General features: G+C 60.9%; 20 protein-coding genes and 3 pseudogenes. 14 read left to right on the forward strand and 9 right to left on the reverse strand.

Annotation, left to right across the window (positions count from 1 at the left end; all coding sequences use genetic code 11):
* Positions 1–212: 212 nt before the first annotated feature.
* Positions 213–1,067 carry a helix-turn-helix transcriptional regulator gene (locus J7302_RS22395; protein ID WP_215379901.1) on the forward strand — a complete coding sequence of 285 codons (855 nt, stop codon included), beginning with the start codon at positions 213–215 and terminating at the stop codon, positions 1,065–1,067.
* A gap of 113 nt (positions 1,068–1,180) precedes the next feature.
* Here the strand turns inward: J7302_RS22395 and J7302_RS22400 are convergent.
* A pseudogene (locus J7302_RS22400) lies at positions 1,181–2,571 on the reverse strand (helicase/relaxase domain-containing protein); the annotation flags it as partial.
* A pseudogene (locus J7302_RS22405) lies at positions 2,570–2,895 on the reverse strand (transposase); the annotation flags it as partial. The pseudogenes J7302_RS22400 and J7302_RS22405, both read right to left, overlap by 2 nt.
* A gap of 126 nt (positions 2,896–3,021) precedes the next feature.
* Here J7302_RS22405 and J7302_RS26690 point away from each other — a divergent pair.
* Positions 3,022–3,483 carry an antitoxin Xre/MbcA/ParS toxin-binding domain-containing protein gene (locus J7302_RS26690; protein WP_251702207.1) on the forward strand — a complete coding sequence of 154 codons (462 nt, stop codon included), beginning with the start codon at positions 3,022–3,024 and terminating at the stop codon, positions 3,481–3,483.
* A gap of 185 nt (positions 3,484–3,668) precedes the next feature.
* Positions 3,669–4,460 (forward strand): inositol monophosphatase family protein, encoded by a 792-nt coding sequence (locus J7302_RS22415; RefSeq protein WP_215379903.1) that lies wholly within the window; start codon positions 3,669–3,671, stop codon positions 4,458–4,460.
* A gap of 476 nt (positions 4,461–4,936) precedes the next feature.
* On the opposite strand, the gene J7302_RS22420 is transcribed toward J7302_RS22415, so the two are convergent.
* Together J7302_RS22420 and J7302_RS22425 are read right to left on the reverse strand one after the other, a co-directional pair.
* Positions 4,937–5,200: a hypothetical protein gene (locus J7302_RS22420; RefSeq protein ID WP_215379905.1), complete on the reverse strand. Its 264-nt coding sequence runs from the start codon at positions 5,198–5,200 to the stop codon at positions 4,937–4,939.
* Positions 5,201–5,314: 114 nt separating this feature from the next.
* Positions 5,315–6,193, reverse strand: coding sequence for a site-specific integrase (locus J7302_RS22425; RefSeq protein WP_215379908.1), 879 nt, complete (start codon positions 6,191–6,193; stop codon positions 5,315–5,317).
* A 179-nt stretch (positions 6,194–6,372) separates the two neighbouring features.
* Here J7302_RS22425 and J7302_RS22430 point away from each other — a divergent pair, with 179 nt between their 5' ends.
* Together J7302_RS22430 and J7302_RS22435 are read left to right on the forward strand one after the other, a co-directional pair.
* Positions 6,373–7,302: a DNA-binding protein gene (locus J7302_RS22430; protein WP_215379910.1), complete on the forward strand. Its 930-nt coding sequence runs from the start codon at positions 6,373–6,375 to the stop codon at positions 7,300–7,302.
* Positions 7,303–7,575: 273 nt separating this feature from the next.
* Complete coding sequence (locus J7302_RS22435; RefSeq protein ID WP_215379913.1) at positions 7,576–7,764, forward strand: ribbon-helix-helix protein, CopG family; 189 nt, start codon at positions 7,576–7,578, stop codon at positions 7,762–7,764.
* Positions 7,765–7,838: 74 nt separating this feature from the next.
* Here J7302_RS22435 and J7302_RS22440 read toward each other — a convergent pair whose 3' ends face one another.
* Positions 7,839–9,479, reverse strand: a complete 1,641-nt coding sequence (locus J7302_RS22440; protein ID WP_215379916.1) for a SulP family inorganic anion transporter — start codon at positions 9,477–9,479, stop codon at positions 7,839–7,841.
* Positions 9,480–9,656: 177 nt separating this feature from the next.
* Here J7302_RS22440 and J7302_RS22445 point away from each other — a divergent pair, with 177 nt between their 5' ends.
* The 3 genes and pseudogenes from J7302_RS22445 to J7302_RS22455 all read left to right on the forward strand — a co-directional run.
* Positions 9,657–9,887 carry a hypothetical protein gene (locus tag J7302_RS22445; RefSeq protein WP_215379920.1) on the forward strand — a complete coding sequence of 77 codons (231 nt, stop codon included), beginning with the start codon at positions 9,657–9,659 and terminating at the stop codon, positions 9,885–9,887.
* Positions 9,888–9,914: 27 nt separating this feature from the next.
* Positions 9,915–10,112 carry a hypothetical protein gene (locus J7302_RS22450; RefSeq protein WP_215379923.1) on the forward strand — a complete coding sequence of 66 codons (198 nt, stop codon included), beginning with the start codon at positions 9,915–9,917 and terminating at the stop codon, positions 10,110–10,112.
* A gap of 184 nt (positions 10,113–10,296) precedes the next feature.
* A pseudogene (locus J7302_RS22455) lies at positions 10,297–10,503 on the forward strand (helix-turn-helix domain-containing protein); the annotation flags it as partial.
* 86 nt (positions 10,504–10,589) lie between these two features.
* Here J7302_RS22455 and J7302_RS22460 read toward each other — a convergent pair.
* Together J7302_RS22460 and J7302_RS22465 are read right to left on the reverse strand one after the other, a co-directional pair.
* On the reverse strand, positions 10,590–11,018 hold the full coding sequence (locus J7302_RS22460) for a GFA family protein (protein WP_215379927.1): 429 nt from the start codon (positions 11,016–11,018) through the stop codon (positions 10,590–10,592).
* A gap of 114 nt (positions 11,019–11,132) precedes the next feature.
* Positions 11,133–12,053: a carbon-nitrogen hydrolase family protein gene (locus J7302_RS22465; RefSeq protein WP_215379929.1), complete on the reverse strand. Its 921-nt coding sequence runs from the start codon at positions 12,051–12,053 to the stop codon at positions 11,133–11,135.
* A gap of 89 nt (positions 12,054–12,142) precedes the next feature.
* Here J7302_RS22465 and J7302_RS22470 point away from each other — a divergent pair, with 89 nt between their 5' ends.
* Positions 12,143–13,060 carry a LysR family transcriptional regulator gene (locus J7302_RS22470; RefSeq protein ID WP_215379932.1) on the forward strand — a complete coding sequence of 306 codons (918 nt, stop codon included), beginning with the start codon at positions 12,143–12,145 and terminating at the stop codon, positions 13,058–13,060.
* 221 nt (positions 13,061–13,281) lie between these two features.
* On the opposite strand, the gene J7302_RS22475 is transcribed toward J7302_RS22470, so the two are convergent.
* Both J7302_RS22475 and J7302_RS22480 read right to left on the reverse strand, forming a co-directional pair.
* Positions 13,282–14,079, reverse strand: coding sequence for a putative hydro-lyase (locus J7302_RS22475; RefSeq protein WP_215379934.1), 798 nt, complete (start codon positions 14,077–14,079; stop codon positions 13,282–13,284).
* Between the two features lie 103 nt (positions 14,080–14,182).
* Entirely contained in the window at positions 14,183–15,136 is a 954-nt protein-coding gene (locus J7302_RS22480; protein ID WP_215379936.1) for a LysR family transcriptional regulator, read from the reverse strand.
* Positions 15,137–15,443: 307 nt separating this feature from the next.
* Between J7302_RS22480 and J7302_RS22485 the strand changes: the two genes are divergently transcribed.
* From J7302_RS22485 to J7302_RS22505, 5 genes are read left to right on the forward strand one after another with little or no spacing between them, the layout of a single operon-like run.
* Positions 15,444–16,727, forward strand: coding sequence for an MFS transporter (locus J7302_RS22485; protein WP_215379938.1), 1,284 nt, complete (start codon positions 15,444–15,446; stop codon positions 16,725–16,727).
* Positions 16,728–16,756: 29 nt separating this feature from the next.
* Positions 16,757–17,986: an OprD family porin gene (locus J7302_RS22490; RefSeq protein ID WP_215379941.1), complete on the forward strand. Its 1,230-nt coding sequence runs from the start codon at positions 16,757–16,759 to the stop codon at positions 17,984–17,986.
* Between the two features lie 29 nt (positions 17,987–18,015).
* Complete coding sequence (locus tag J7302_RS22495; protein ID WP_215379945.1) at positions 18,016–18,768, forward strand: 5-oxoprolinase subunit PxpA; 753 nt, start codon at positions 18,016–18,018, stop codon at positions 18,766–18,768.
* The gene (locus tag J7302_RS22500) at positions 18,765–19,478 is read left to right on the forward strand and encodes a 5-oxoprolinase subunit B family protein (protein WP_215379948.1); all 714 of its coding nucleotides are present in this window, start codon (positions 18,765–18,767) and stop codon (positions 19,476–19,478) included. Before J7302_RS22495 ends, J7302_RS22500 begins: the two co-directional genes overlap by 4 nt.
* Positions 19,479–19,483: 5 nt before the next feature.
* Positions 19,484–20,416: a 5-oxoprolinase subunit C family protein gene (locus J7302_RS22505; RefSeq protein WP_215380075.1), complete on the forward strand. Its 933-nt coding sequence runs from the start codon at positions 19,484–19,486 to the stop codon at positions 20,414–20,416.
* Positions 20,417–20,562 lie beyond the last annotated feature (146 nt).

Consider the following 20,562-nt stretch of genomic DNA (forward strand, 5'->3'; position numbering starts at 1 on the left):
CTGGCCAGCGCTGCGGGAACTCGATGGCGAGGTCCTCCGGAAGTAAGCGGCGTCCTGCGTAATTGTCGACCTGGAGGATCCAGGTATCCACCAGGATGTTGATCCGCCTGCTGACCTTCGGCTAACCGCCCCGAGAGAAATTTTCCAAGACGGCGCAAATAGAACCAAGCGCTGCGGACAACGCTCATCCAGCGGATGAGGGAGAACTGCTTATGTCGGTCGCACAACGCGTATTTCACGGCAATTTCGGCCGAGTTGCCTTGTTGAACATGAATAAACCCTTAGTCATGCATACCCATTCGGAATGCCATGTTCTGGTGAAAGTGGCGGGTGACGACACCTTCTTCAACGTCCGCGGCCGTCAGGTGCCGCTGACCGACCGCCATGCGGTCTTGGTCAACGCCTGGGAACCGCATTATTTCGATTATCAGGCAGGTGCCGGCAATACCTTGATTCTGGCTCTGTATATTGAGCCGGCCTGGCTTGCCACCGCGCAACAGTCGCTAGCCTTGAGCAGTCGTCCAGACTTTTTTGCGCAATCCTCCATGGAACTGAGCACGCAAAACCGCAATCTGGCGGATCGCTTGATTGCTGAAATGCACAGCCCCGGCCTGGTTCCGCAGGAGCGTATCGAGCTTTACTTGTTCGACTTCCTCATCCAGCTGATCGAAGACTCCTCGCAGTGGCGGCATCTCTGTCGGATGGGCGCTCGCACCGTCAATGAATACCGCGACGCGCGGGTGCGAAGAGGTACCGACTATTTGCTCAATCACCTGGATGACCCGGCGCCAATCGACAATGCAGCCAAATCCTGTGGTCTGTCACGCGCACACTTCTATTCCCTGTTTCGCAAGGACACCGGGATGACACCCAACCTACTGCTCAACGCGGCGAGGATGCGGCGTGCCTTTTCCTGGCTCGACAGCGAGCGTAGTGGCACCCTGGGCTTGCTTTCCGAGTCATTGGGGTTCTCCGAGCAGGGGCATTTCACGCGCTTCTTCAAGCACCATATCGGCGCCTCGCCGAGCCAGTACCAGCGGGTGGTGGACAGTTACCTGCATTCCTGAGCCATAGATCGTTGGCTTTGAGTAGAAGGGACGGTTGCCGGAGCCGAGTGCACAGGGTTATGGAATTGACGCGAGTGGCTTCAGCGGCTAGCGGTTTATGCGACCAATGGAAATCACCCATCAACGCGGAGCTGTAGATACGGGTTGTTGGGGGGCATCCTCAAATAAGTGCCGAGGTTCCTTCAGCAGATAGCAACCGCCGCGACTTGCGCGGCCCGTTCAACTCGCACGTCCAGATGTTCAGGCCGTTGTCCGGCTTGCGGTGCGGTTGCAGCTTTTCGAAGCGTTTTTGCACCCACGTACCAATCGGCGAGCTGATTCTGCTTGGCAAGTGCGGCCATTTGCGGGTGTTCTTGCGAGTAGCGCTGGGACACGCCTGGGCTGACCAGAAAGGCGGTGTCAGTTACGGCGTTGTATCAACGCCTTGGCGTCATTGATGATGAGCTTGCGGTTCTGGATGCGTTGCTGCAGCCAAGTGATGAAGTGTTCGCCGGAAGGCAGTTCCTGCAAACGTCCGCTGTCCGAGGAGGACAGGAGGGGGGGGCGGGTGGTGGCGTTGGATTGTCCGCATAAGAGGGCGCGGATGGGTCATCGAGGGCGATTGCTGGCGATGGTTCAACCGCTGGCGCCGACGCGGGCAACTCGGCATCGGAGGGGCCGATTATTGCCAGCAGGGCGTCAACATTATCGATAGCCGGTGCTGCCGGTGGAGCAGGTGTGTCGGTTGTTGGTAAGGCATCACCCGTTTCGGTTGTCGGTGTTGTTGGCGCGTTATCATTGGGCTCCAGCTTCATCACTACGGTGCCGGTGAACGACGCTGGTTGATCGTCGCCCTCCCAGATCAGGGCGGGGGTAAGTCGTAGCAGCGTGAACGTGTGCGACTAGCCTGCTGCGCTCGTGATGGTGGCGCGCCAGATGGCCTGCCATCAGCGGTGGGTTGGAACATGCCGTGATCCTGCAGCACGTTGAACACGACGGTATTGTTGGTGGGAATACCGTCGATGCCCTGGGCCAGCAGGTGCGCGCGCAGCTTGTTCGACACCGTCTTGCTGACCAACCACAGTGCGTCCTGGGTCAGCCAGCCGTCCGACGCCTGGGGCTGGTTGAGTTCAGCTCCGCCTTCAGCAGGTAGCGCAGGCCATCGATTAGCTTGCGCTGCAGGGCGCTCCAGTGGGCCGTGCCAAGAGTGCCAGTGACTACCGTCGCCGTACTCAACATGCAGGTCGACGGTGATCTTGCCGAGCTCATGCAACAGCGCAGCGTAGGCCGTGGCGGCGGTCCAGGCTTCCGCCTGCACGACCTGATCTTCGGGGGTGATACCGGTGGGCAGTAGATACGATTGTCTCAGCTTGAGCGCATACGCCACGATCTCGAGACCGTGGTCCAGCAAGCCGCCGAGGTAGGCATGGTGGTGGTTATCGGAGGCAGGCAGTTGTTGGACCAGCTCGGCATAGCGTTCCAACGGCGCTAGGTAGAGTGAAGCGAACGGCTTGCCCGAGATGCTCACTCAACTGGTCTATCAGCGCATACGATCGAGTTCGTCCGACATCAAGAGAGCGGTAGCCTTTTTTAATATCGCTTTCTCCCGCTCCAGCCGGTTGAACCGGGCTTCCAGCTCCTGGATCTTCTGCTGCTCAGGCGTCAACGCCTTGCTCTTTGGGGTTACACCCTGGCGCTCCGGCTCGAGCTGCTTCACCCAACGGCGCAATGCCGAGTCCACCACTCCTGGGGAACGGCAGGCCTCGATATGGCTGTAGCCTTGATCCAGCACCAAGGCGGCGGCCTCACGCTTGAACTCAGCGGAAAACGTACGTCGTTGCTTACTCATCAGACACCTCTCTCACGGCGAGGATTTTCGCCGAAATCGGTGTCCGGGATCAGTAGACCACTACATAGCGCCTCCCGCGGCCTCGTGGGGGAGGGCAGAGGCCGGCAAAGCCCAAGGACTATAAAGATGAATGTAGCTCGCGAGTCATCTACCACCGCCCTGGAAGCCTTGGCGCAGCGAGCGTTCCAACTACTCTCACCGTCCGGGCATTCAACGGAATCTTTCGCAGTGCCTGGCACCAGTATGTCGCTCAACGAGCTGCTTTACGCCGCCCGGCGCGCACCACTTCTTCAGAAACGTCCGATGGTATGTCGCGCGCTGGGCATTTCTGAACGGACTTTGCGCCGCTGGCTGCACGAGCCGTCTGCGCACTTGAAGCCCGCAAATGGGGAGCGGTTGCTCAGATTGATTGCCATATCCGCCCACGCGGAAATTGTGTTTGATTCCGGTGCTGCAGCAGAACGCTGGTTCACCGTCCCGGCTATGGGGCTAGACCGCCAGGTCCCCCTGGACATGATCAAAGAGTCCGCCGACTACGAGCAGTTGGCTGCCTTTCTGGTGCGGCTCGAGTACGGTGTATACCAGTAAGGGTCAGGCTCGCGGGGTACGTTGGCTGCCCTCAGCACGTAGTAGCCAAGGTAGTGGTCGAACCTCCGACGCGGCGCTCGGTACTTGCGCGTGACGAACGGAGAGCGAGGGTAGGGGAGGCAGCCTTATTAGGAGGCGGCAGCAGCCAACTGCGTCTGGGCGTATAAGATAGTTCCTGCCTTACCTTGCTCGATCAAGTAGTAGCTCAGGTGCTCCAGGCCGGGAAGCGGCTGTCTGCCGAATGGGCCCGAGCCGAGGGGCCGCGCGGTCATGGTGACAAGGCACCCGTGGACGTGGAGATCGAGCAACAACTGCGTGAAGCGTTATTACAACTATTGCCCTGCGACTTCTGGGGCGAGGAAACCGGGCATGCCCTGACCGGAGACTCATGGTGTTGGGTAATCGATCCCAACGACGGCACCAGCGACTTCCTGAAGGGCCGCAAAGGCTCGGCCATCTCGGTCGGGCTCTTAAGAGACACGCTGCCGGTACTGGGTGTTGTCCACGCGCCGGTCACGCCAGATCGTGGAGCTGACTGCATCGCTTGGGCCGAGGGATTGCCGCACCTGCTGCGCAATGGCCAACCAGTCGTGAATGACCTCCGCCAGCAGCGACTAAGTGGTCTGGCCGTGGTCATGGTGAGTGCGACTGCCGAAGCTAAACCCCAGATAAACGCTGAGCTCTGTGCACCCGCTCAGTTTCATGCGATGCCAAGTATTGTCTACCGCCTGGCGCGTGTTGCGGCCGGTGACGCGGTTTGCGCAGTCTCGCTGTACCCGGTGTCTGCCCATGACGTGGTAGCTGGGCATGCCTTGCTGCGTGCCAGTGGCGGAGTACTGCTTGATCAGGATGCCCAGCCAGTCCAGTACCGCACCGAGAGCGAAATGGCCGTTGTGTCCAATCGCTGCTTCGGTGGTGCGCCGCAAGCCTGCCAAGACTTGCTAAGGCGTGACTGGGAGCGGGTACTGCGATGCTGAGTCTTAAATTGCCTTCCAGTGCCAGTGTTGAGTGCCACGTTGCGTTCCAAAAACAGGAAAACACTGGGTCATAAGCGGCCAAAAGTGCCACATTGCTTTCCCCGCAAGAGTTGGGTGCGCTAACAGAAATGAAACCGGTATGTTCTACCAAATATCCTATTTACCATAATATACATTATGCGAAGCCAGTGGCGCGGACCGGCTGGTGAGCATCACCCGATCCTGCATCCAGCCACCGCTGGCCTGCGGATCGGGTGTGTCAGGTGCGTTGTAACCACCATCAGAACGCCACTGGCCGTTCTTAGGTTGGAATCCTTTCTTCACGTAGCGCACCGATGCGCCAGAAGCCCGACAGAGGCGGATCGACCCTAGTGCGGCCGGCAGCATGTCCTCAGGCCATGGGTTGACCTCTAGGGCGATGAAGCTTGCTCGTGGGCACTCGTCTCCACGATATCAGCCTCGGGCGCCATCTTGTTCTAGATGTAGTCATAACCCAGCCACCCGCCGCCGATGAGCGCCAAAGGCGACAGCACGAGCACCGCGAGCATCTGCCAGCTCGCCGATATGTTGGCCCGCTTATCCATCACCTGCTCGTCGCCAGCGTTCAAGACCTCAGATTCGCTCTGCGTGGCGGACCTGTAGAACTGATAGACAAACTCCTTGTAGGTCGAAATGGGCTCCCGAATCTTCAGCTTTGCCGGAAGATTGGCCCCAGCCGGACACCCGCTATAAATCTTCATTGTGAAGCGCTAATAGTTGATCTTTTGATCGCTTGGCCAGCGCCGCCAGATTTCGTCTAGTACGAGAACCACACCGTTGGGGATGCGATTCCGCTGACAAGGCTCTCATCTCGACTAAGTCGATCGGAGCAAGGTGGATGTCATTGTCAGCGACTCACCGAGCTGCTGCCCCGGAAAGTGCACTACTGCTTCGACATAGCGCAGTGCCGGCTTGGCATCGCGCCAACCGACATAGTCCATCAGGGCCTTCTGGTCCCAACCACTGCGCGTGGCCCAGGTGGCAAAGCCGCGGCGCAAGGAGTGGCTGCTGTACAAGTCGGCCGGCAGCCCTGCCCCTTGCAACACCGCGCGCAGCAGCGGGATGACGCTGTGTGGGTGCAGTGCCTGCTCGCTCAGATGGCCCCAGCGGTCGATGCTGCGGAATACCGGCCCGCAGGCAATGCCGGCGACGCTGATCCAGTCGCTATAGGCCTGTACCGGACACAGCCGCGCCAAGGCAGGCGCCTGGTAGGTCTGGCCCTGGTTGTCGCGATCGCCCTTGCTCCAGGGCAGGAAGAACTGCATGCCCTCCCCCGGTCGCACCTGGATGTGCTCCACCTGCAGGCGGCACAGCTCATCACTGCGAAAGGCGCGCCAGAAACCGATCAGCAGCAGCGCAGCAGCTGCGGCAGATCCCCTTCGCCACGCGCCGCCGCCCCGATGCGCTCCAACCACGCAACGCACTGTTCCAGTTCGCGCAGCTGCAGCGGCTCGGCCTGCTTCTCCGGTTTCGGGTGCGCTGACATGCCACTGCGCCAGGGCGGCCAGGCGCAACTTCAGCGTGCTGCTCGCCAGGCTGCCGGCATGGTCCACCAGGTAACTCACGATGGCGTCGCTGGTGGCCGGCAGGAAGCCGCCCCAGCTCACCTCGAAGTGCTCGATCGCCTGCTGGTAGCTGCGCCGGGTATTAGCGCGGGTGCCCGCTTGCAGGTAGCGCTCGACTTGCTGATTCACCGCCCCTCCCCGCCCTGACGTACCGGCTTTCGACTCCAATTCGCTCAAAAACCGGCCTGACCTTGGATAATTCGTGATTATCAAATATTAACTCATGGTTGATTTAGCGTGAAACAGTCGCGAATAATATACTGTAATTGCATAGTATGTATCACAGTACGTAATTGTAGGGGGCCAATATGGCGCGTGGTGGTATCAACAAGGCCGTAGTGCAAAAAGCCCGCACCGCTATCCTCGCCCGCGGTGAGCACCCGAGCATCGACGCGGTGCGCATCGAACTCGGCAACACTGGGTCGAAAACCACCATTCACCGCTACCTGAAGGAATTGGACGCCGCCGAGCAGGGCCAAGGCGGGGCGGTCTTCACACTTAGCGAGCAGCTCAGTCATCTGGTGGGGCAGCTCGCCGATCAGCTCCAGGACGAAGCCCAGGCTGCGGTGGCTGGAGAACGCGAGCAATTGGCCCGTGAACGTCAGGGGTATCTGGCACAGGTTCGCGAGGCTGAGAGCCGTATTCAGCAGCTCGAAGGTCACACCACTAGCCTTGCCGAGCAGCTACAAGCGCTGCAGGCCGCCCAGCAGGAGGCGCAGCAGCTGCGCCAACAGACCGAGGTCGAGAACGCCCGGCTGCTGCAGGCCAACCGCGACCTGGAAGCGCGCGTTCAGGATCGCGACGAACAGATCCGTTCGCTGGAAAATAAGCATCAACACGCCCGCGAGGCCTTGGAGCACTATCGCCAGGCGAGCAAGGAACAGCGCGAGCAGGAGCAACGCCGGCATGAAACCCAGACGCAACAGCTGCAACTGGAGCTGCGTCAGCTGCGGCAGACGTTGATCGTCAAGCAGGACGAGCTGACTCAGCTGAACCGTGACAATGCGCGCCTGCACACCGAGGCCCGACAGCACCAGAAGGAGCAGCACAGCCAACAGCGTCTTCTGGAGCAGAAATCCCAGGAACTGGCAGCCCTGCAGAGTCAGCTCAGCACCGAGAAAACCGCAAATATGCTCCTCGAGCAACGCCATCAGGACCTGCAGAAGAAGCTAAAGAGCGTCAACAGATCCAAGGCCAGGCAGCAGGCAGCAGCAACGCCAGTTCACCGAAATGAATAGTGAATATAATTGGCAGCGCGCACCTGCCACTCGAACTCGGACTATCTATTTCTTAGGCATCGCTCACGCGCTCGCCTCGATTTGCCCTTACTCGGCCCCACACGTGGACACTGACGCGCGCATCTGTCTTTTCCCGCACGCTTCTGCTTCTGGTCGGGCATGGATCAGGCCAACGCCAGAAACCGATCGCCAAAGCCCGCCACTTCGGTGACAGTGCCAGGTCCGTCAATTACAATTTGATTAACATCCCTCAAATTGAATGAGCAGGTATCTGTGGAAAGCAAGACTGCGCGACTTACCGTACTCATCGACCCCCACAAGAAGAAAGCGTTCGAGGAGCTGTGCGCAGCACAAGACCTGACGCCTTCGCAGGTGGTGCGACAACTGATCCGCGAGTACCTGGACAATCATGGCGTCACTTACGTCACCAAGAGCAAGCTGGCTAACAACACCAAAGCATGACGCCGCAAGGGAGTTGGCCAATTTCGGGCCAACTGACCTCACCCAAATCAAGAGCTTGAGTGTTGTCCGGGGGCCTACGACGCCCCATTGGACGCGAGTGCAGCAGCAAAATCGTCGTGGTAGTGCTCCGTACCGATGGCTTGCAGAACACCCGCCCTATCGAGCTTGCTCAGTACCTTCCGGTTCGCCTCGCATAATTTCACTACGATACGCCGCTTATGTAGCTGTTGGATGACCTCCTCCAGCGTCTGCAGGCCGGTGATGTCCATAAACGGCACTCGCTTTAGGCGGATGACCAACATGCGCGGATCGGTGTGAGTCTGCGCCAGCACACGCTCAAAGGTTTCTGCCGCGCCAAAGAACAGCGGACCCTCGATCGTATATACCAACACTCCAGGCGGCAGTCGGGTTTGCCCATTGACGCGCAGTTCATTTTCCAACTCCTCCTCGACGACCTGTTGCACCTCGACCGAAGAGGCCATGCGCCGCATGAACTGCAACATGGCCAGGATGACTCCGATGTTCACCGCGATCACCAGGTCGCTGAACACGGTCAGGCTGAAGGTAACAAGCAGGATCGCCACATCAGCGAGCGGTGCACGCTGCACCATTCGTATGAAGTGTTTCACTTCGCTCATGTTGTACGCGACGACAAACAGGATAGCGGCCAGCGCGCACAGCGGAATGTTCGAAGCCCAAGGCGCCAGGAACAGAATGATCAGCAGCAGGGTCAGGGCATGCGTAATCCCGGCCAATGGTCCGGTGGCACCGTTTCGGATATTGGTGGCAGTACGGGCAATAGCGCCAGTGGCGGCGAATCCACCGAACAACGGCACGACAAAATTCGCGACGCCTTGCCCGATGAGCTCCTGATTGGAATCGTGCTTGGTGCCCGCCATGCCATCGGCCACCACCGCGGAAAGCAGTGACTCGATAGCGCCCAGCATGGCAATGGCGAATGCTGGGCCAATCAGTTCGATGACGCGAGGCAGCGCGATATCAGGCAAGGCAAGTTCGGGCAGCCCTTGGGGAATTCCACCGAAAGCACTGCCGATTGTCGCCACTCCCTCGAAATGGAATGCCGACTGGACGGCCGTGGCAAAGACCATCGCCACTAGTGGGCCTGGCACCCTCTTCAGCCCCGGCAGCTTGGGGGCCGCAATGATCAAGGCAAGACTGCCTACCGCGAGCAAGGTAGTGGCCACATGCAAATTCGGTAGCGCCTGCACCAGGTGCACGAGCTTCTCATGGAAGTGCTCGCCGATGATGTTGGGGATGCCAAAGAAGTCCTTCCACTGCCCCACCCAGATGATCACCCCGATCCCTGCGGTAAAGCCGACGATCACCGGGTCGGGGATGAACTTGATGATGGCACCGAGTCGAGTGACTCCCAGAAGAAACAAGATGACGCCCGCCATCATGGTGGCGAGTTGCAGACCATCCACACCGTACTTCGCTGTTACCCCAGCCAGGATGACGATGAAGGCTCCGGTTGGCCCAGCGATCTGCAAACGGCTTCCTCCCAGGAGCGATACCAGTACGCCACCAATGATGGCCGTATAGATGCCCTGCTCCGGCTTGACTCCTGAGGCGATGGCGAACGCCATGGCCAAGGGCAATGCCACGATGCCCACTATCACCCCGGAAACCAGGTTACGCCCCCAGTGCGCCCGGCCAAACAACCCCGCAATCCACGCTTCACGTACGGCAATCATGACTAGCTCCTGTATCGGCGCATGTGCATAATATTAACATCTTGTGATAATGGTAAATGTCTCCCCTCCAGCTTCTGTCGGGCGAGGCATCGATGCTGATCAAATGCCGAGATGCTGCCGAGATAGCACTCGTTTTGAGTAGAGGCGCGCGAGCGCGCATGCAGCGTGGTGACTCAGATGAATCGTAATGATGTGAAACTCAGGCATGCCGAAGGCATTTCCTTCGACACCCATGTAATCGCGAACCCTACCAACACCAAAGAGTGGATCGTGTTCTTCAAGAAAGACGCGGGACGAAGCTATTTCCTGGTCGATGAGCGTGAGGAGGTCGAATCCTTTGCGAATCTGGATGACCTGATCCATGAACTCCGCGACCTTGGAATAAAGAATGCCGAAATCCATTTCTGACCACTGAATGGCCCTGGAGACACGAACATGCCCGTTAGAATCGAGCATCTATCCAGCCACAGCGAAGAGCTTTGGGCTGTGCACTTTGGCATCCGGCGGGTGCAATTCCGTCATGAGCGCTGCGCCAGGGACTTCGCGGCCAAACTGAAGCAGCGCATTGAGGCTCCTCACGTGTACCCACGTGCTGACCAGTTGGCACGAGAACGGAATGGCAAGGCGCGCTGATTACATCACGGCAATCGTTCCATTCCGGGCAAACACGCCTTGCCGCCGATGTTGACCAGCATGTGTAAGCTCATTGGCTGAATCGATTGACGAACTCTACGGCGAAGTCAACAAGCGTCGGCGCAGGCCGGTCGATCCCCCCACTCAAGTCGGGTTCAGACCAAAGCTATCAGTCCCACCGCCCTTCGATATGCTTTCTCAACGCCAGCTCGAAGTCGCCCGAAGAATCAGCAAGGGCATGACAAACTTCCAGACCGCGTGCGAACTCGGACTTACGGAAAATACCGTAAAGCTCTACGTCTCACAGATCCTGCGCTTGACCCTCACGAATAGCCGCATGCAGCTGGCTTTGGCGATGGCCCCGGTAGATTGGAACGAGATTGAGCAATAGCTGCGTGAGCCTGACTGATCACACGAGCTCATTGGCGACAACCAATCGCCCCGAAGCAGGCTGCATGCTTCAGGGCGGTTGGCAAACTACTCCGGCAGTGTCTCGCCCGACCCACCCATTTCCTTGGGCATATCCTTCATCTTGGGCAGCCCGTCCTTGATCCTGAGCACTGCCTCCTGATAGTGAACATGAAGCATGGGCTCATGGCGGTAGGTGGGGATGGTGGCGGCGTACACATCGACCAGACCGAAAGGTGGATGGTCTGTCAGCAAGTGTCCGCCACACGTCTTGCAAAACTTCCGGTAGCTCTTCTCGGTCTTGTGGTAGACGCCAATGTTGTCCTCGCCTTTGGTAATCGTCACAGCCTCGGGCTTCCAGAGGCTGAACGCGTTTACCGGCGCGGCTGACCAACTCCGGCATGATGCACAGTGACAGAATCCGGCGGCTACCGGCTCACCGGTGACAGTGAGCTCGACCGCCCCGCAGAAACAGGCACCCTTGTAACTCTGAGTCATGGCTCGCCCCTTGCGCCTTTTGGCATGATGATGTCGCGCGTTGGCGCGGTCCGATGAGTGTAGACAGTCCGCGCCTATCTGCTCTTTGCCGGAGCCAGGGATGAGTCCTCTACTTCAGATGAACCTCACGCCGGGTTTGGCCCGCTCATCCACCGTCAGTTCGAACACGTCGGGCCGTGCGTAGTGCCCCACCACATCGAAGTCGTAGCGCGCACGCACCAGTTCATCGGTATCGATCTGCGCCACCAGCAGGCCGCGCTCGCCCACCAGAGGGCCGGCCAGGACATCGCCCAGCGGGCCGACAATGATGCTGCCGCCGTTGATCAACGGACGTTCGGCGGGCCAGTTCTCGATCGTTTGGCCAAGGTCCTTCGGCGAGTCCTGGACCTGGCAGGCGCTGACCACGAAACAGCGGCCTTCGCAGGCGACATGACGCATGGTGACTTGCCACATCTCCCGCTCATCGACGGTGGGCGCGCACCAGATGTCGACGCCCTTGGCATACATGGCTGTGCGTAGCAGCGGCATATAGTTTTCCCAGCAGACGGCAGAGCCGAGGCGGCCGGCCTGGCCCTCGACCACCGGCAGGGTCGAGCCGTCACCCTTGGCCCAGATCAACCGCTCGGTTCCGGTCGGCATGAGCTTGCGGTGCTTGGCGGCAAGCCCTGCCTCCGGATCGAAGAACAACACGGTGCAGTAGAGACTGTGGCCGCTGCGCTCGATCACGCCTATCACCAGATTGGCCCCGGTGCGGGTAGAAAGCGCGGCCAGCGCATCGGTTTCAACGCCGGGCACATCAATGGCATTTTCGTAATAACGGGCAAATGCTTCCCGGCCTTCCGGCAGGCGGTAGCCCAGTTGGGTACCGAAGCGCTCCCCCTTGGGGTAGCCGCCCAGCAGGGCTTCGGGCATCACCACCAGATTGGCGCCTGCCTCACGGATGGCCGCTTCATAAGAAAGGATCTGTTCGAGGGTTTCTGCCTTGCCGGCGGGCAGAGAGCCGATCTGTAGGGCCGCTACGATGGACTTGGGCATGTCTGTCTTGCTCCTGGATATGCGGTGGGCGTTGCGCATTGTCAGCGGCTGCTGAATCATGAATAAAGCCATATCCGCTACTGAATGATATGAACAAGATGAATATCGTCGACGTTGATCTCAATTTGCTCAAGGTATTCGAGGCGTTGCATGACGAGGCCAGTGCGAGCCGCGCAGCATTGCGCCTGGGCATTACCCAGTCGGCGGTGAGTGCGGCGCTGCGACGGTTGCGCAACCTGTATGACGACCCCTTGTTCGTACGCACCGGGCGTGGACTGGCGCCCACGTTGCGCGCCAACCAGTTGAAGCCACTGATCGGCGAGGCTATGAACAAGTGCCGGCAGAGCCTGACCTTGCTCGATCCGCACGCCAGCAACTACACGGGGCGCGCGGTAACGCTCGGGCTGTCGGATGATTTCGAGATTGCCTACGGGCAGCGACTAATCGCTGAGGTGCGGTCGCAGGCGCCGGGCTTGCGCTTGATCTTCCGGCAGACCCACAGCCAGATCGTCGCCAACGCGCTGATCGAGCGCAGCATCGATCTGGCGATTACTGCCGGTGGTTTCAATGAGCGCATGCTCAGCCGCCAGGTGTTGGCAGAGGGGGATTACCGTTGCCTGGTGGATGCCCATAGCCTGATGCCGGGGCAGGACAGCTTGAGCGTGGAAGAGTTTGTGGAGCGCGAGCAGATCCTGGTTTCTTCCGGCGGCTTTATCGGCATCGTCGATGAGGCCTTGGCGACGTTGGGACGGACCAGGAGGATCAGCGCCTCGACCACCCACTTCGCGGCCCTCTCCTATTTGCTACAGGGCACGGCGGCCATTGCGACCATCCCCAGCCATGCTGCCGAAGCGGTGTCCCGCGCCACAGGGCTGGCCATGCTGCCCTGCCCTTTGACACTGCCGGGCTACCCGATCGAACTAGGCTGGCGCACCGTGGCACAGGTGGATACGGCAGTGTTGCGGGTCAGAGAGGCGATCGCGGGCTGTTTTGCCAAAGAGCGATGACGCATTGGCCGTCGTATCAGGCCTGAAACTCTTCGCCTCTCTCACTCTCAGATCAGGCAGCAGACGGAGTCCGTCGGCAAGGCTTGAGGACCGAAGGATCCACAGGATACACGGGAGCTCAAGCTTGCAGCTGCCGGGCGCTGACCGTTGGGAGGCTGAAACCTGGTGTCAGCGCCAAAGGTCGGCGTTGACACTATTCGATTCCTGAGTGCCTTCAGGTGTCAGAGCTCGCCATAAAGCTTGTCGCTCACCAGCATGTGCCCAGGCGCATGGGTGATGCACAGTTCCGGCGAAGCTTCGGCGATGACTGACTGGGGCGTGACGCCGCAAGCCCAGAACAGCGGAATCTCATCCTCGGCGATGGGCACCGGGTCGCCGAAGTCGGGAGCCTGTAGGTCGTTGATGCCGATCAGGGTCGGATCACCAATATGCACGGGAGCGCCATGGGTCATGGGGAAGCGCGAGGTGATCTCGATGGCACGTACCGCATCGACAGCCTTCATAGGGCGCATGGAAACCACCATTTTCCCGGCCAGGCGCCCTGCCGGAATGGTGTCGATGGATGTGCGGTACATGGCGACATTGCGGCCCATATCGATATGCCGCATCCGGATGCCGGCATCGAGCAGCGCCTGCTCGAAGGAGAAGGAGCAGCCGATGGCGAAGGCAACGAAGTCGGCTTCCCAATACTCGCCAATATCGGTCACTTCCTGATATGGCTGCCCGCGGCGATGAATGCGGTAACGCGGCACGTCGCTGCGCACATCGACGTCGCTGCCAAGCTTCTCGAAATACGGCGAACCGGGTTCGGTGACATCGAGCAGTGGGCAGGATCGGGGATTGAGGACGCAGAAGCGCAGGAACTCGTCCGCCCAGGAACGCTGCAGGATGACGATATTCGCCTGTAGATGACGTTGTCCCAGGCCGCTGGTGTGCCCGGTATAGTCACCTCGGCGAATCAGCTGGCGCAGCTCGCGCGGCGTACGGGTGGCGAGTGCATTCAAGGTTTTCGAGGTCATCTGCCGGCTCCACTCCAGTGCAGGGAATGGCGGATCTTTTAGACGGCCCACCATCGTGGCGTCCAACAAAAACTTTCCGCGACCGGGCATAAGGAAAGTTGAATCACAGGGTCCGTAACCGCGCTGCCCCCTTGTTCAGCGGTGCCGGCACGAAACAGTCCTTGCCGACGTTCTCCGAATAGTCGCTGACCACCGCCTTGCTGACCTCGACAATCTGGTCGACCAGCTCCAGGCCGGTACCGCCGCGCCAGGAAACCACCAGTGGCAGGTCTGGTGGCGGAGGACCAATGCGCAGGACGGTCAGTTCACCACGCTCCAATGGCCGACTCACCAGAGCCGGCGGCAAGGCACCTATGCCGAATCCGTCGCGCAACAGGCGGGTCATGGCCGCCACCGAGTTCACGCAACTCAGGCGGGGCGCCACAACACCGTTAGCGTGCAGCAGGCTGAGCACATCCTGATGTGGGCGTGAATGCTTGGAAAAGGTAACGACCCGCTCGCTGGCCAGCTCAGCCAATGAGGCGTAATCGCGGTGATAGATCGAGCCGGTCGAGACTATCCAGCGCATCGGGTAGCTGCCCAGCTCCAGGTTGAGTACAGACTCATGACGCAGCGGGTCGGTCTGGAAAATCAGGTCCAGATAGCCCTTCTGCAACTGCTCGGAAAGATTGCGTGCGGTATCGGCCATCAGCTCGATCTCTACCGCAGGGAATTCCTCCATCACCTTCGAGACAAGTGGGCTCAGCCAGGTATGGATGACGGTATCCATCGCTCCGATGCGGATGCGCCCCTGGGCGGTGCTGCTGGTGTCGATGGACTGCTTGAGCGCATGCATGGTGTCCATCATCTGCTCGGCGTACTCCAGCACCTTGTGTCCCTCAGGCGTCAGGGTCACACCCCGGGAGTCGCGTACGAACAGTTTCACCCCGAGTTCGTCCTCCAGTACGGCTATGCGGCTGGAGATGGAGGCCTGGGTGCTGAACAGCTTTTCAGCGGTGAGCCGGAAGCTTTTAAGGCGGGCGACCCAGACGAAGGTTTCGAGGAACTTGAGGTTCATGACAGCTACCGGCAATCAGTGAAGTTGCGCCGGCCAGGGCCGCCGCTAACGATGATAGACAGAGTAAATTCAAGCACTTCCTGTGCCATGCAATGGGTTCATTCGACGAACGTGCCCGGGTGTGCCGCCATATGATCGTTGTTCGACGAGTCGCGCGGGTATCGGAATTTCTTATCCCCCCCGGCCGTTTTAATTAGTTGGACGCTGGCTTCGACAGCGCCCAAGAATGCCGCCACAGGCTGCGGCAATCCAACTCCGCATCCACCGAATGCTCATACAACGCCAAGAACAGCGATCGGAGAACACCATGGAAAAACAAGCGACCCATGCGGGCGGCCTGGACGTGGACCAGGGCGGCTATTTCGGTTGGTATCGGGACCTGAACAAGCAGGAGCGCCGGACCTTCTGGAGCTGCAAGATCGGCTATGGCCTGGACGGCATGGACACCCAGATGCTCAGTTTCGTCATCCCCACGCTCATTGCGATTTGGGGGATCACCACGGGCGAAGCCGGATTCATTCACACGCTCACCCTCCTCGCCTCCGCCGTTGGCGGTTGGGTCGCCGGCATCCTCTCCGATCGCATCGGCCGTGTGCTGACCCTGCAATTGACGGTGCTCTGGTTCGCGTTCTTCACCTTCCTCTGTGGCATCGCGCAAAGCTACGAGCAATTGCTGGTCGCTCGCACCCTGATGGGCTTCGGCTTTGGCGGCGAATGGACGGCTGGCGCCGTGCTGATCGGCGAAGTGATCAAGGCCAAGGACCGCGGCAAGGCCGTGGGACTGGTGCAGTCCGGCTGGGCCCTCGGCTGGGGCATGACCGCCATTCTCTATTCCCTGATGTTCAGCCTGCTGCCGCCGGAAGACGCCTGGCGTGCACTGTTCATGCTGGGTCTGTTGCCTGCGCTGTTCGTGATGGTGGTCCGCCGCCTGGTGAAGGAGCCGGAAATCTACCAAGAGGCCCGCAAGCACAACCAGGGGGCGGAAAAAGTCAGCTTCTACGAGATCTTCGCCCCTGGCATGCTCAGCATCACCCTGCGCGCGTCGCTGCTGACCACCGGAGCGCTGGGCGGCTACTACGCCATCACCTCCTGGCTGCCGACCTTCCTCAAGACCGAACGCGGCCTGACCGTGCTGGGCACTGGTGGCTACCTGGCCATGGTCATCATCGGCTCCTATGTCGGCTACGTGATCAGTGCGTTCCTCACCGACCTGATCGGCCGCAAGAAGAACTTCATTCTGTTCGCTGCCGGCTCCTTCACCGTGGTGTTGCTCTATACCCAGCTGCCAGTGAGCAACGCGGCCATGCTCTGGCTGGGCTTCCCCCTGGGTTTCTTCGCCTCGGGCATCTTCAGCGGCATGGGGTCATTCCTCACCGAGCTCTTCCCCACCCGTATCCGCGGCTCGGGTCAGGGCTTCTGCTATAACTCCGGCCGCGCCATTGCTGCCCTCTTCCCGATGCTGATCGGCATGATCAGCCAGCACGTCCCGCTCAGCCTGGGCATCGGCGGATTCGCCGCGGTGTCCTACGGGGTGGTGATCCTCGCGGCCCTCAGCCTGCCGGAAACCCGCGGCAAACAACTCGAAATCTGATCGGCCCCTTCCACACCCAGGATTTCCCCATGCACCCGAACACCCGTCTGGCTGCCGCGCTGTTAGCCGGCAGCGGCCTGGGCTGGCCGCTGCTCGCCCAGGCCGAGCTGATCGAAGACAGCCATGCCAGCCTCGAACTGCGCAATTACTACTTCAATCGCGACTTTCGCCAAACCGGCGCCCGCGACAAGGCCGAAGAATGGGCCCAGGGCTTCCTGCTGCGAGTCGAATCCGGTTTCACCAAGGGCCCGGTAGGCTTCGGAGCCGATGCCATCGGCCTGCTCGGGGTCAAGCTCGACTCCGGCGACGGCACCGCTGGCACCGGCCTGCTGCCTGCTGACCGCGGTAGCGGCGGCTCCCAGGACGAGTACTCCAAGCTCGGCCTGACCGGCAAGATGAAGATCTCCAATAGCCTGCTCAAGGCCGGCGCCCTGCACTTCAAGAGTCCAATCGTCTCGGCCAACGACTCTCGACTGCTGCCGCAACTCTTTCGTGGCGCCTTGCTCGGTGTGCAGGAGATCGAGAGCCTGACCCTGCAGGGCGGCCGCCTCGACCGCATCAAGCTGAACAGTTCCAGCGATTACCAGGAGTTCAGCGCCAATCGCATTGGGGGGCGTAGCGATGCCTTCACCTTTGCCGGAGGCGACTACCGCATCACCCCAGCCCTGACCACCAGCCTTCACTATGGTCAGCTGGAAGGCATCTACGCGCAGACCTTCGTCGGGTTAACCCACAACCTGGCGCTTGGCGGTACGCAGTCACTCAAGAGCGATATGCGCTATGCCCGCTCCCGCGAGGACGGCAGCTTCCGTGAGCTGGACAACGAGGCGTTCGGCGCGCTGTTCACCTGGAGGATCGAGGGACACGCGCTGGGTGCCGGCTACCAGAAGATGGCCGGCGATGATCCCTTTCCTTACATAGCGGGCAGCGATCCCTTCCTGGTCAACTTCGTGCAGATCGGCGACTTCGCCAATGCTGGTGAACGCTCCTGGCAGCTGCGTTACGACTACGACTTCGCCAGTCTCGGGGTGCCGGGCCTGACCTTCATGAGCCGTTATGTATCCGGCGACCAGGTCCAGCTTGGTGCGGTGGACGATGGCGAGGAATCGGAGCGCGACACCGATATCGCCTACGTGATCCAGAGCGGCCCGCTGAAGAACCTCGGCCTGAAATGGCGCAATGCCACGGTGCACTCCAACTTTACCAACGATCTCGACGAAAACCGCCTGATCCTCAGCTACAGCTTGGCGCTGTGGTGAGGACCGGCTCGATAGCTGAAGGACAGACCATGAGCAGACTGCTGCTGAACTGCGATATCGGAGAAAGCTTCGGCGCCTGGAAGATGGGGCTGGATGCAGAGGTGATGCCGCTGATCGATTGCGCCAACATCGCCTGTGGCTTCCATGCCGGTGACCCCAGCACCATGCACCACACCATTGCCCTGGCCATCGAACATAGGGTCAGCATCGGCGCCCATCCAGGCTATCCGGACCTGGTCGGTTTCGGCCGCCGCTCCCTGGCTTGCAGCCCGGCCGAAGTGGAAGACTTGCTGCTTTACCAGATCGGCGCCCTCGACGGCCTCTGTCGCGCCCAAGGCGCGCGGGTCAGCTATGTGAAGCCGCACGGCGCGCTGTATCAGGACATGATGCGCGACCCGAAGATACTCGCGGCGGTGATGCGTGCCGTGGCCGCCTACGATCCGCAATTGCCGCTGATGCTGATGAGCACCCGCGACAACACGCCGGCCCAGGACATTGGCGATGAGTGCGGCGTGACGCTCTGGTTTGAAGCCTTCGCAGACCGTGCCTACGACGCAGATGGCTTCCTGGTTTCGCGCAATCTTCCCGGGGCGGTACACCACGAGGCTGGGCAAGTGATTTCCCAGGCCGTCGCGATCGCGAGCGGTAAGCCCCTCGTGGCCAGCGACGGCAGCGCCCTACCGCTGCGCGCCCATACCCTTTGCGTACATGGCGACAACCCCGGCTCGGTCGCCGCCGTGCGCCACATCCGCGAAGCCCTGGATGCGCTGGAGGCCCAATGAACACGCCACACCTGCGAATCGAAGTGGCTACGATCGACAGCTTCATCCTGCGCCTGTTCGACCGCATCGACGAAGCCAACATGCCCTGGCTGATGGCGGCTGGAACACGCTTGCGGCAAAGCTTTGGCGAACACTTGGTAGACCTGGTGCCCTCCTACACTACGCTGCTGCTGCATTACGACCTGCGCCACCTGGCCCCACGCCAGGCTCGCGAGCGGATCGCCGAAGCCTTGCGCGACCTGGAGCCAGAGCACCACGCCAGCGGCCGCTACCATCGCATCCCCACTTGGTACGACCCGCAGGTGGGGCCCGACCTCGAACCGCTGGCGCAGCGAAAAGGCATTCCGGTAGCTGAGCTGATCAAGCGCCACAGCCATCGCGAGTATCAGGTGTTCGCCCTTGGCTTCACGCCCGGCTTTGCCTTCATGGGCCTGGTCGAGGAGGCCCTGGCCAGCCCTCGATTAGCCACGCCTCGCAAGCGCATTGCGCCGGGTAGCGTCGGCATCGCCGAGCGCCAGACCGCCGTTTACCCGGTCGCCTCGCCCGGAGGATGGAACCTACTGGGGCGCAGCCCGATCCGCCTGTTCGACCTTGAGCTGGAAGGCTACAGCCTGCTGAAGGCCGGCGACCGCGTACGTTTCGAACCTGTCGATCACGCAGAATTCGTCCGTCTGGGCGGTGACGACACCCCGCTGGAGACTCCGCAATGACCGCAATGTCTGCGCTGCAAGGCCTGCGCATCGAAACCAGCACGCCCTTCATCCTCCTGCAGGACGGTGGCCGCTTTGGCTGCCGTCACCTGGGCGTAACCCAGGGAGGAGCAATGGACTGGGTCTCCATGAGCTGGGCCAACTGGCTGCTGGGCAACCCGCTGGACGCGGCGGTGGTGGAGATCGGCCTCGGTGGCTTCTCGCTGACCTGCCAGCAGGACGGCTGCCTGGCCCTGGCCGGTGCCGACCTCGGGGCTACCCTCGATGGCCAGCCGCTGCCGCTCTGGAGCCATTTCAAGGTGAGCCCCGGACAACGGCTGGCATTCGCCCATCCTCGACGGGGCGCACGCGCCTATTTGGCTGCACCCGGCGGCTTTCTGGGCAAACTTCAGCTCGGTAGCCTGGCCTGCGTTGGCCGGGAAGCCTTGGGCGGGTTGCATGCGGACGGCAAGGCGCTCGCGGCGGGTGACCAGCTCACCTGGCACGGAGAAGCCGCCAAGCCGCGGGTCATGCCGCGTGCGGGCATCCCTGACCTGGCCGGCGAGGTTCAGCTGGAGGTGATACTGGGCGCCCAGATCGGCGACTTCTCCGGTCAGAGCCTGTTCGATGCGTTCAACAGCGACTGGACAGTGGATACCCGCTCCGACCGGATGGGCGTGCGCCTGCTTGGACCGGTGCTGGAATGCAAGCGCCAATCGATGGTGTCCGAAGGGATCGGTCTGGGCGCCCTTCAGGTTCCGCCAGATGGTCAGCCCATCGCATTGCTCAACGACCGCCAGACCATTGGCGGGTACCCCCGCCTTGGCGCTCTCACCCCACTGGCAGTGGCGCGGCTCGCCCAATGCCTGCCGGGTACATCCTTGCGCTTCGCACCCACGGTGCAGGAGGCAGCGCACCGGGCGCACCAGCAGCGGCTGGCAACCTGGTGGGCTGATTGAAACGGAGCGCGACTCACGTCTGGTCAACCGGATTGTGCTGCTGACAGGGCCGTCGTTGGAGGGGGTGGGGAATGAGCGGACGGAGCCAAGGCCAGAATCGTCAGCATTCTGCCCGCGGCTTCAGTCCACCTGAATGCGCGCGGGGG

Origin of the sequence: Metapseudomonas boanensis (assembly GCF_018704125.1) — a bacterium.
In the GTDB taxonomy this organism is placed as follows: domain Bacteria; phylum Pseudomonadota; class Gammaproteobacteria; order Pseudomonadales; family Pseudomonadaceae; genus Metapseudomonas; species Metapseudomonas boanensis.

Excerpts from the sequence above, each read along its gene's own strand:
- J7302_RS22395 (WP_215379901.1), top strand. The coding sequence starts at position 213 with ATGTCGGTCGCACAACGCGTATTTCACGGCAATTTCGGCCGAGTTGCC.
- J7302_RS26690 (WP_251702207.1), top strand. The coding sequence starts at position 3,022 with ATGAATGTAGCTCGCGAGTCATCTACCACCGCCCTGGAAGCCTTGGCG.
- J7302_RS22420 (WP_215379905.1), bottom strand. The coding sequence starts at position 5,200 with ATGAAGATTTATAGCGGGTGTCCGGCTGGGGCCAATCTTCCGGCAAAG.
- J7302_RS22430 (WP_215379910.1), top strand. The coding sequence starts at position 6,373 with ATGGCGCGTGGTGGTATCAACAAGGCCGTAGTGCAAAAAGCCCGCACC.
- J7302_RS22440 (WP_215379916.1), bottom strand. The coding sequence starts at position 9,479 with ATGATTGCCGTACGTGAAGCGTGGATTGCGGGGTTGTTTGGCCGGGCG.
- J7302_RS22445 (WP_215379920.1), top strand. The coding sequence starts at position 9,657 with ATGAATCGTAATGATGTGAAACTCAGGCATGCCGAAGGCATTTCCTTC.
- J7302_RS22450 (WP_215379923.1), top strand. The coding sequence starts at position 9,915 with ATGCCCGTTAGAATCGAGCATCTATCCAGCCACAGCGAAGAGCTTTGG.
- J7302_RS22460 (WP_215379927.1), bottom strand. The coding sequence starts at position 11,018 with ATGACTCAGAGTTACAAGGGTGCCTGTTTCTGCGGGGCGGTCGAGCTC.
- J7302_RS22465 (WP_215379929.1), bottom strand. The coding sequence starts at position 12,053 with ATGCCCAAGTCCATCGTAGCGGCCCTACAGATCGGCTCTCTGCCCGCC.
- J7302_RS22470 (WP_215379932.1), top strand. The coding sequence starts at position 12,143 with ATGAACAAGATGAATATCGTCGACGTTGATCTCAATTTGCTCAAGGTA.
- J7302_RS22475 (WP_215379934.1), bottom strand. The coding sequence starts at position 14,079 with ATGACCTCGAAAACCTTGAATGCACTCGCCACCCGTACGCCGCGCGAG.
- J7302_RS22480 (WP_215379936.1), bottom strand. The coding sequence starts at position 15,136 with ATGAACCTCAAGTTCCTCGAAACCTTCGTCTGGGTCGCCCGCCTTAAA.
- J7302_RS22485 (WP_215379938.1), top strand. The coding sequence starts at position 15,444 with ATGGAAAAACAAGCGACCCATGCGGGCGGCCTGGACGTGGACCAGGGC.
- J7302_RS22490 (WP_215379941.1), top strand. The coding sequence starts at position 16,757 with ATGCACCCGAACACCCGTCTGGCTGCCGCGCTGTTAGCCGGCAGCGGC.
- J7302_RS22495 (WP_215379945.1), top strand. The coding sequence starts at position 18,016 with ATGAGCAGACTGCTGCTGAACTGCGATATCGGAGAAAGCTTCGGCGCC.
- J7302_RS22500 (WP_215379948.1), top strand. The coding sequence starts at position 18,765 with ATGAACACGCCACACCTGCGAATCGAAGTGGCTACGATCGACAGCTTC.
- J7302_RS22505 (WP_215380075.1), top strand. The coding sequence starts at position 19,484 with ATGTCTGCGCTGCAAGGCCTGCGCATCGAAACCAGCACGCCCTTCATC.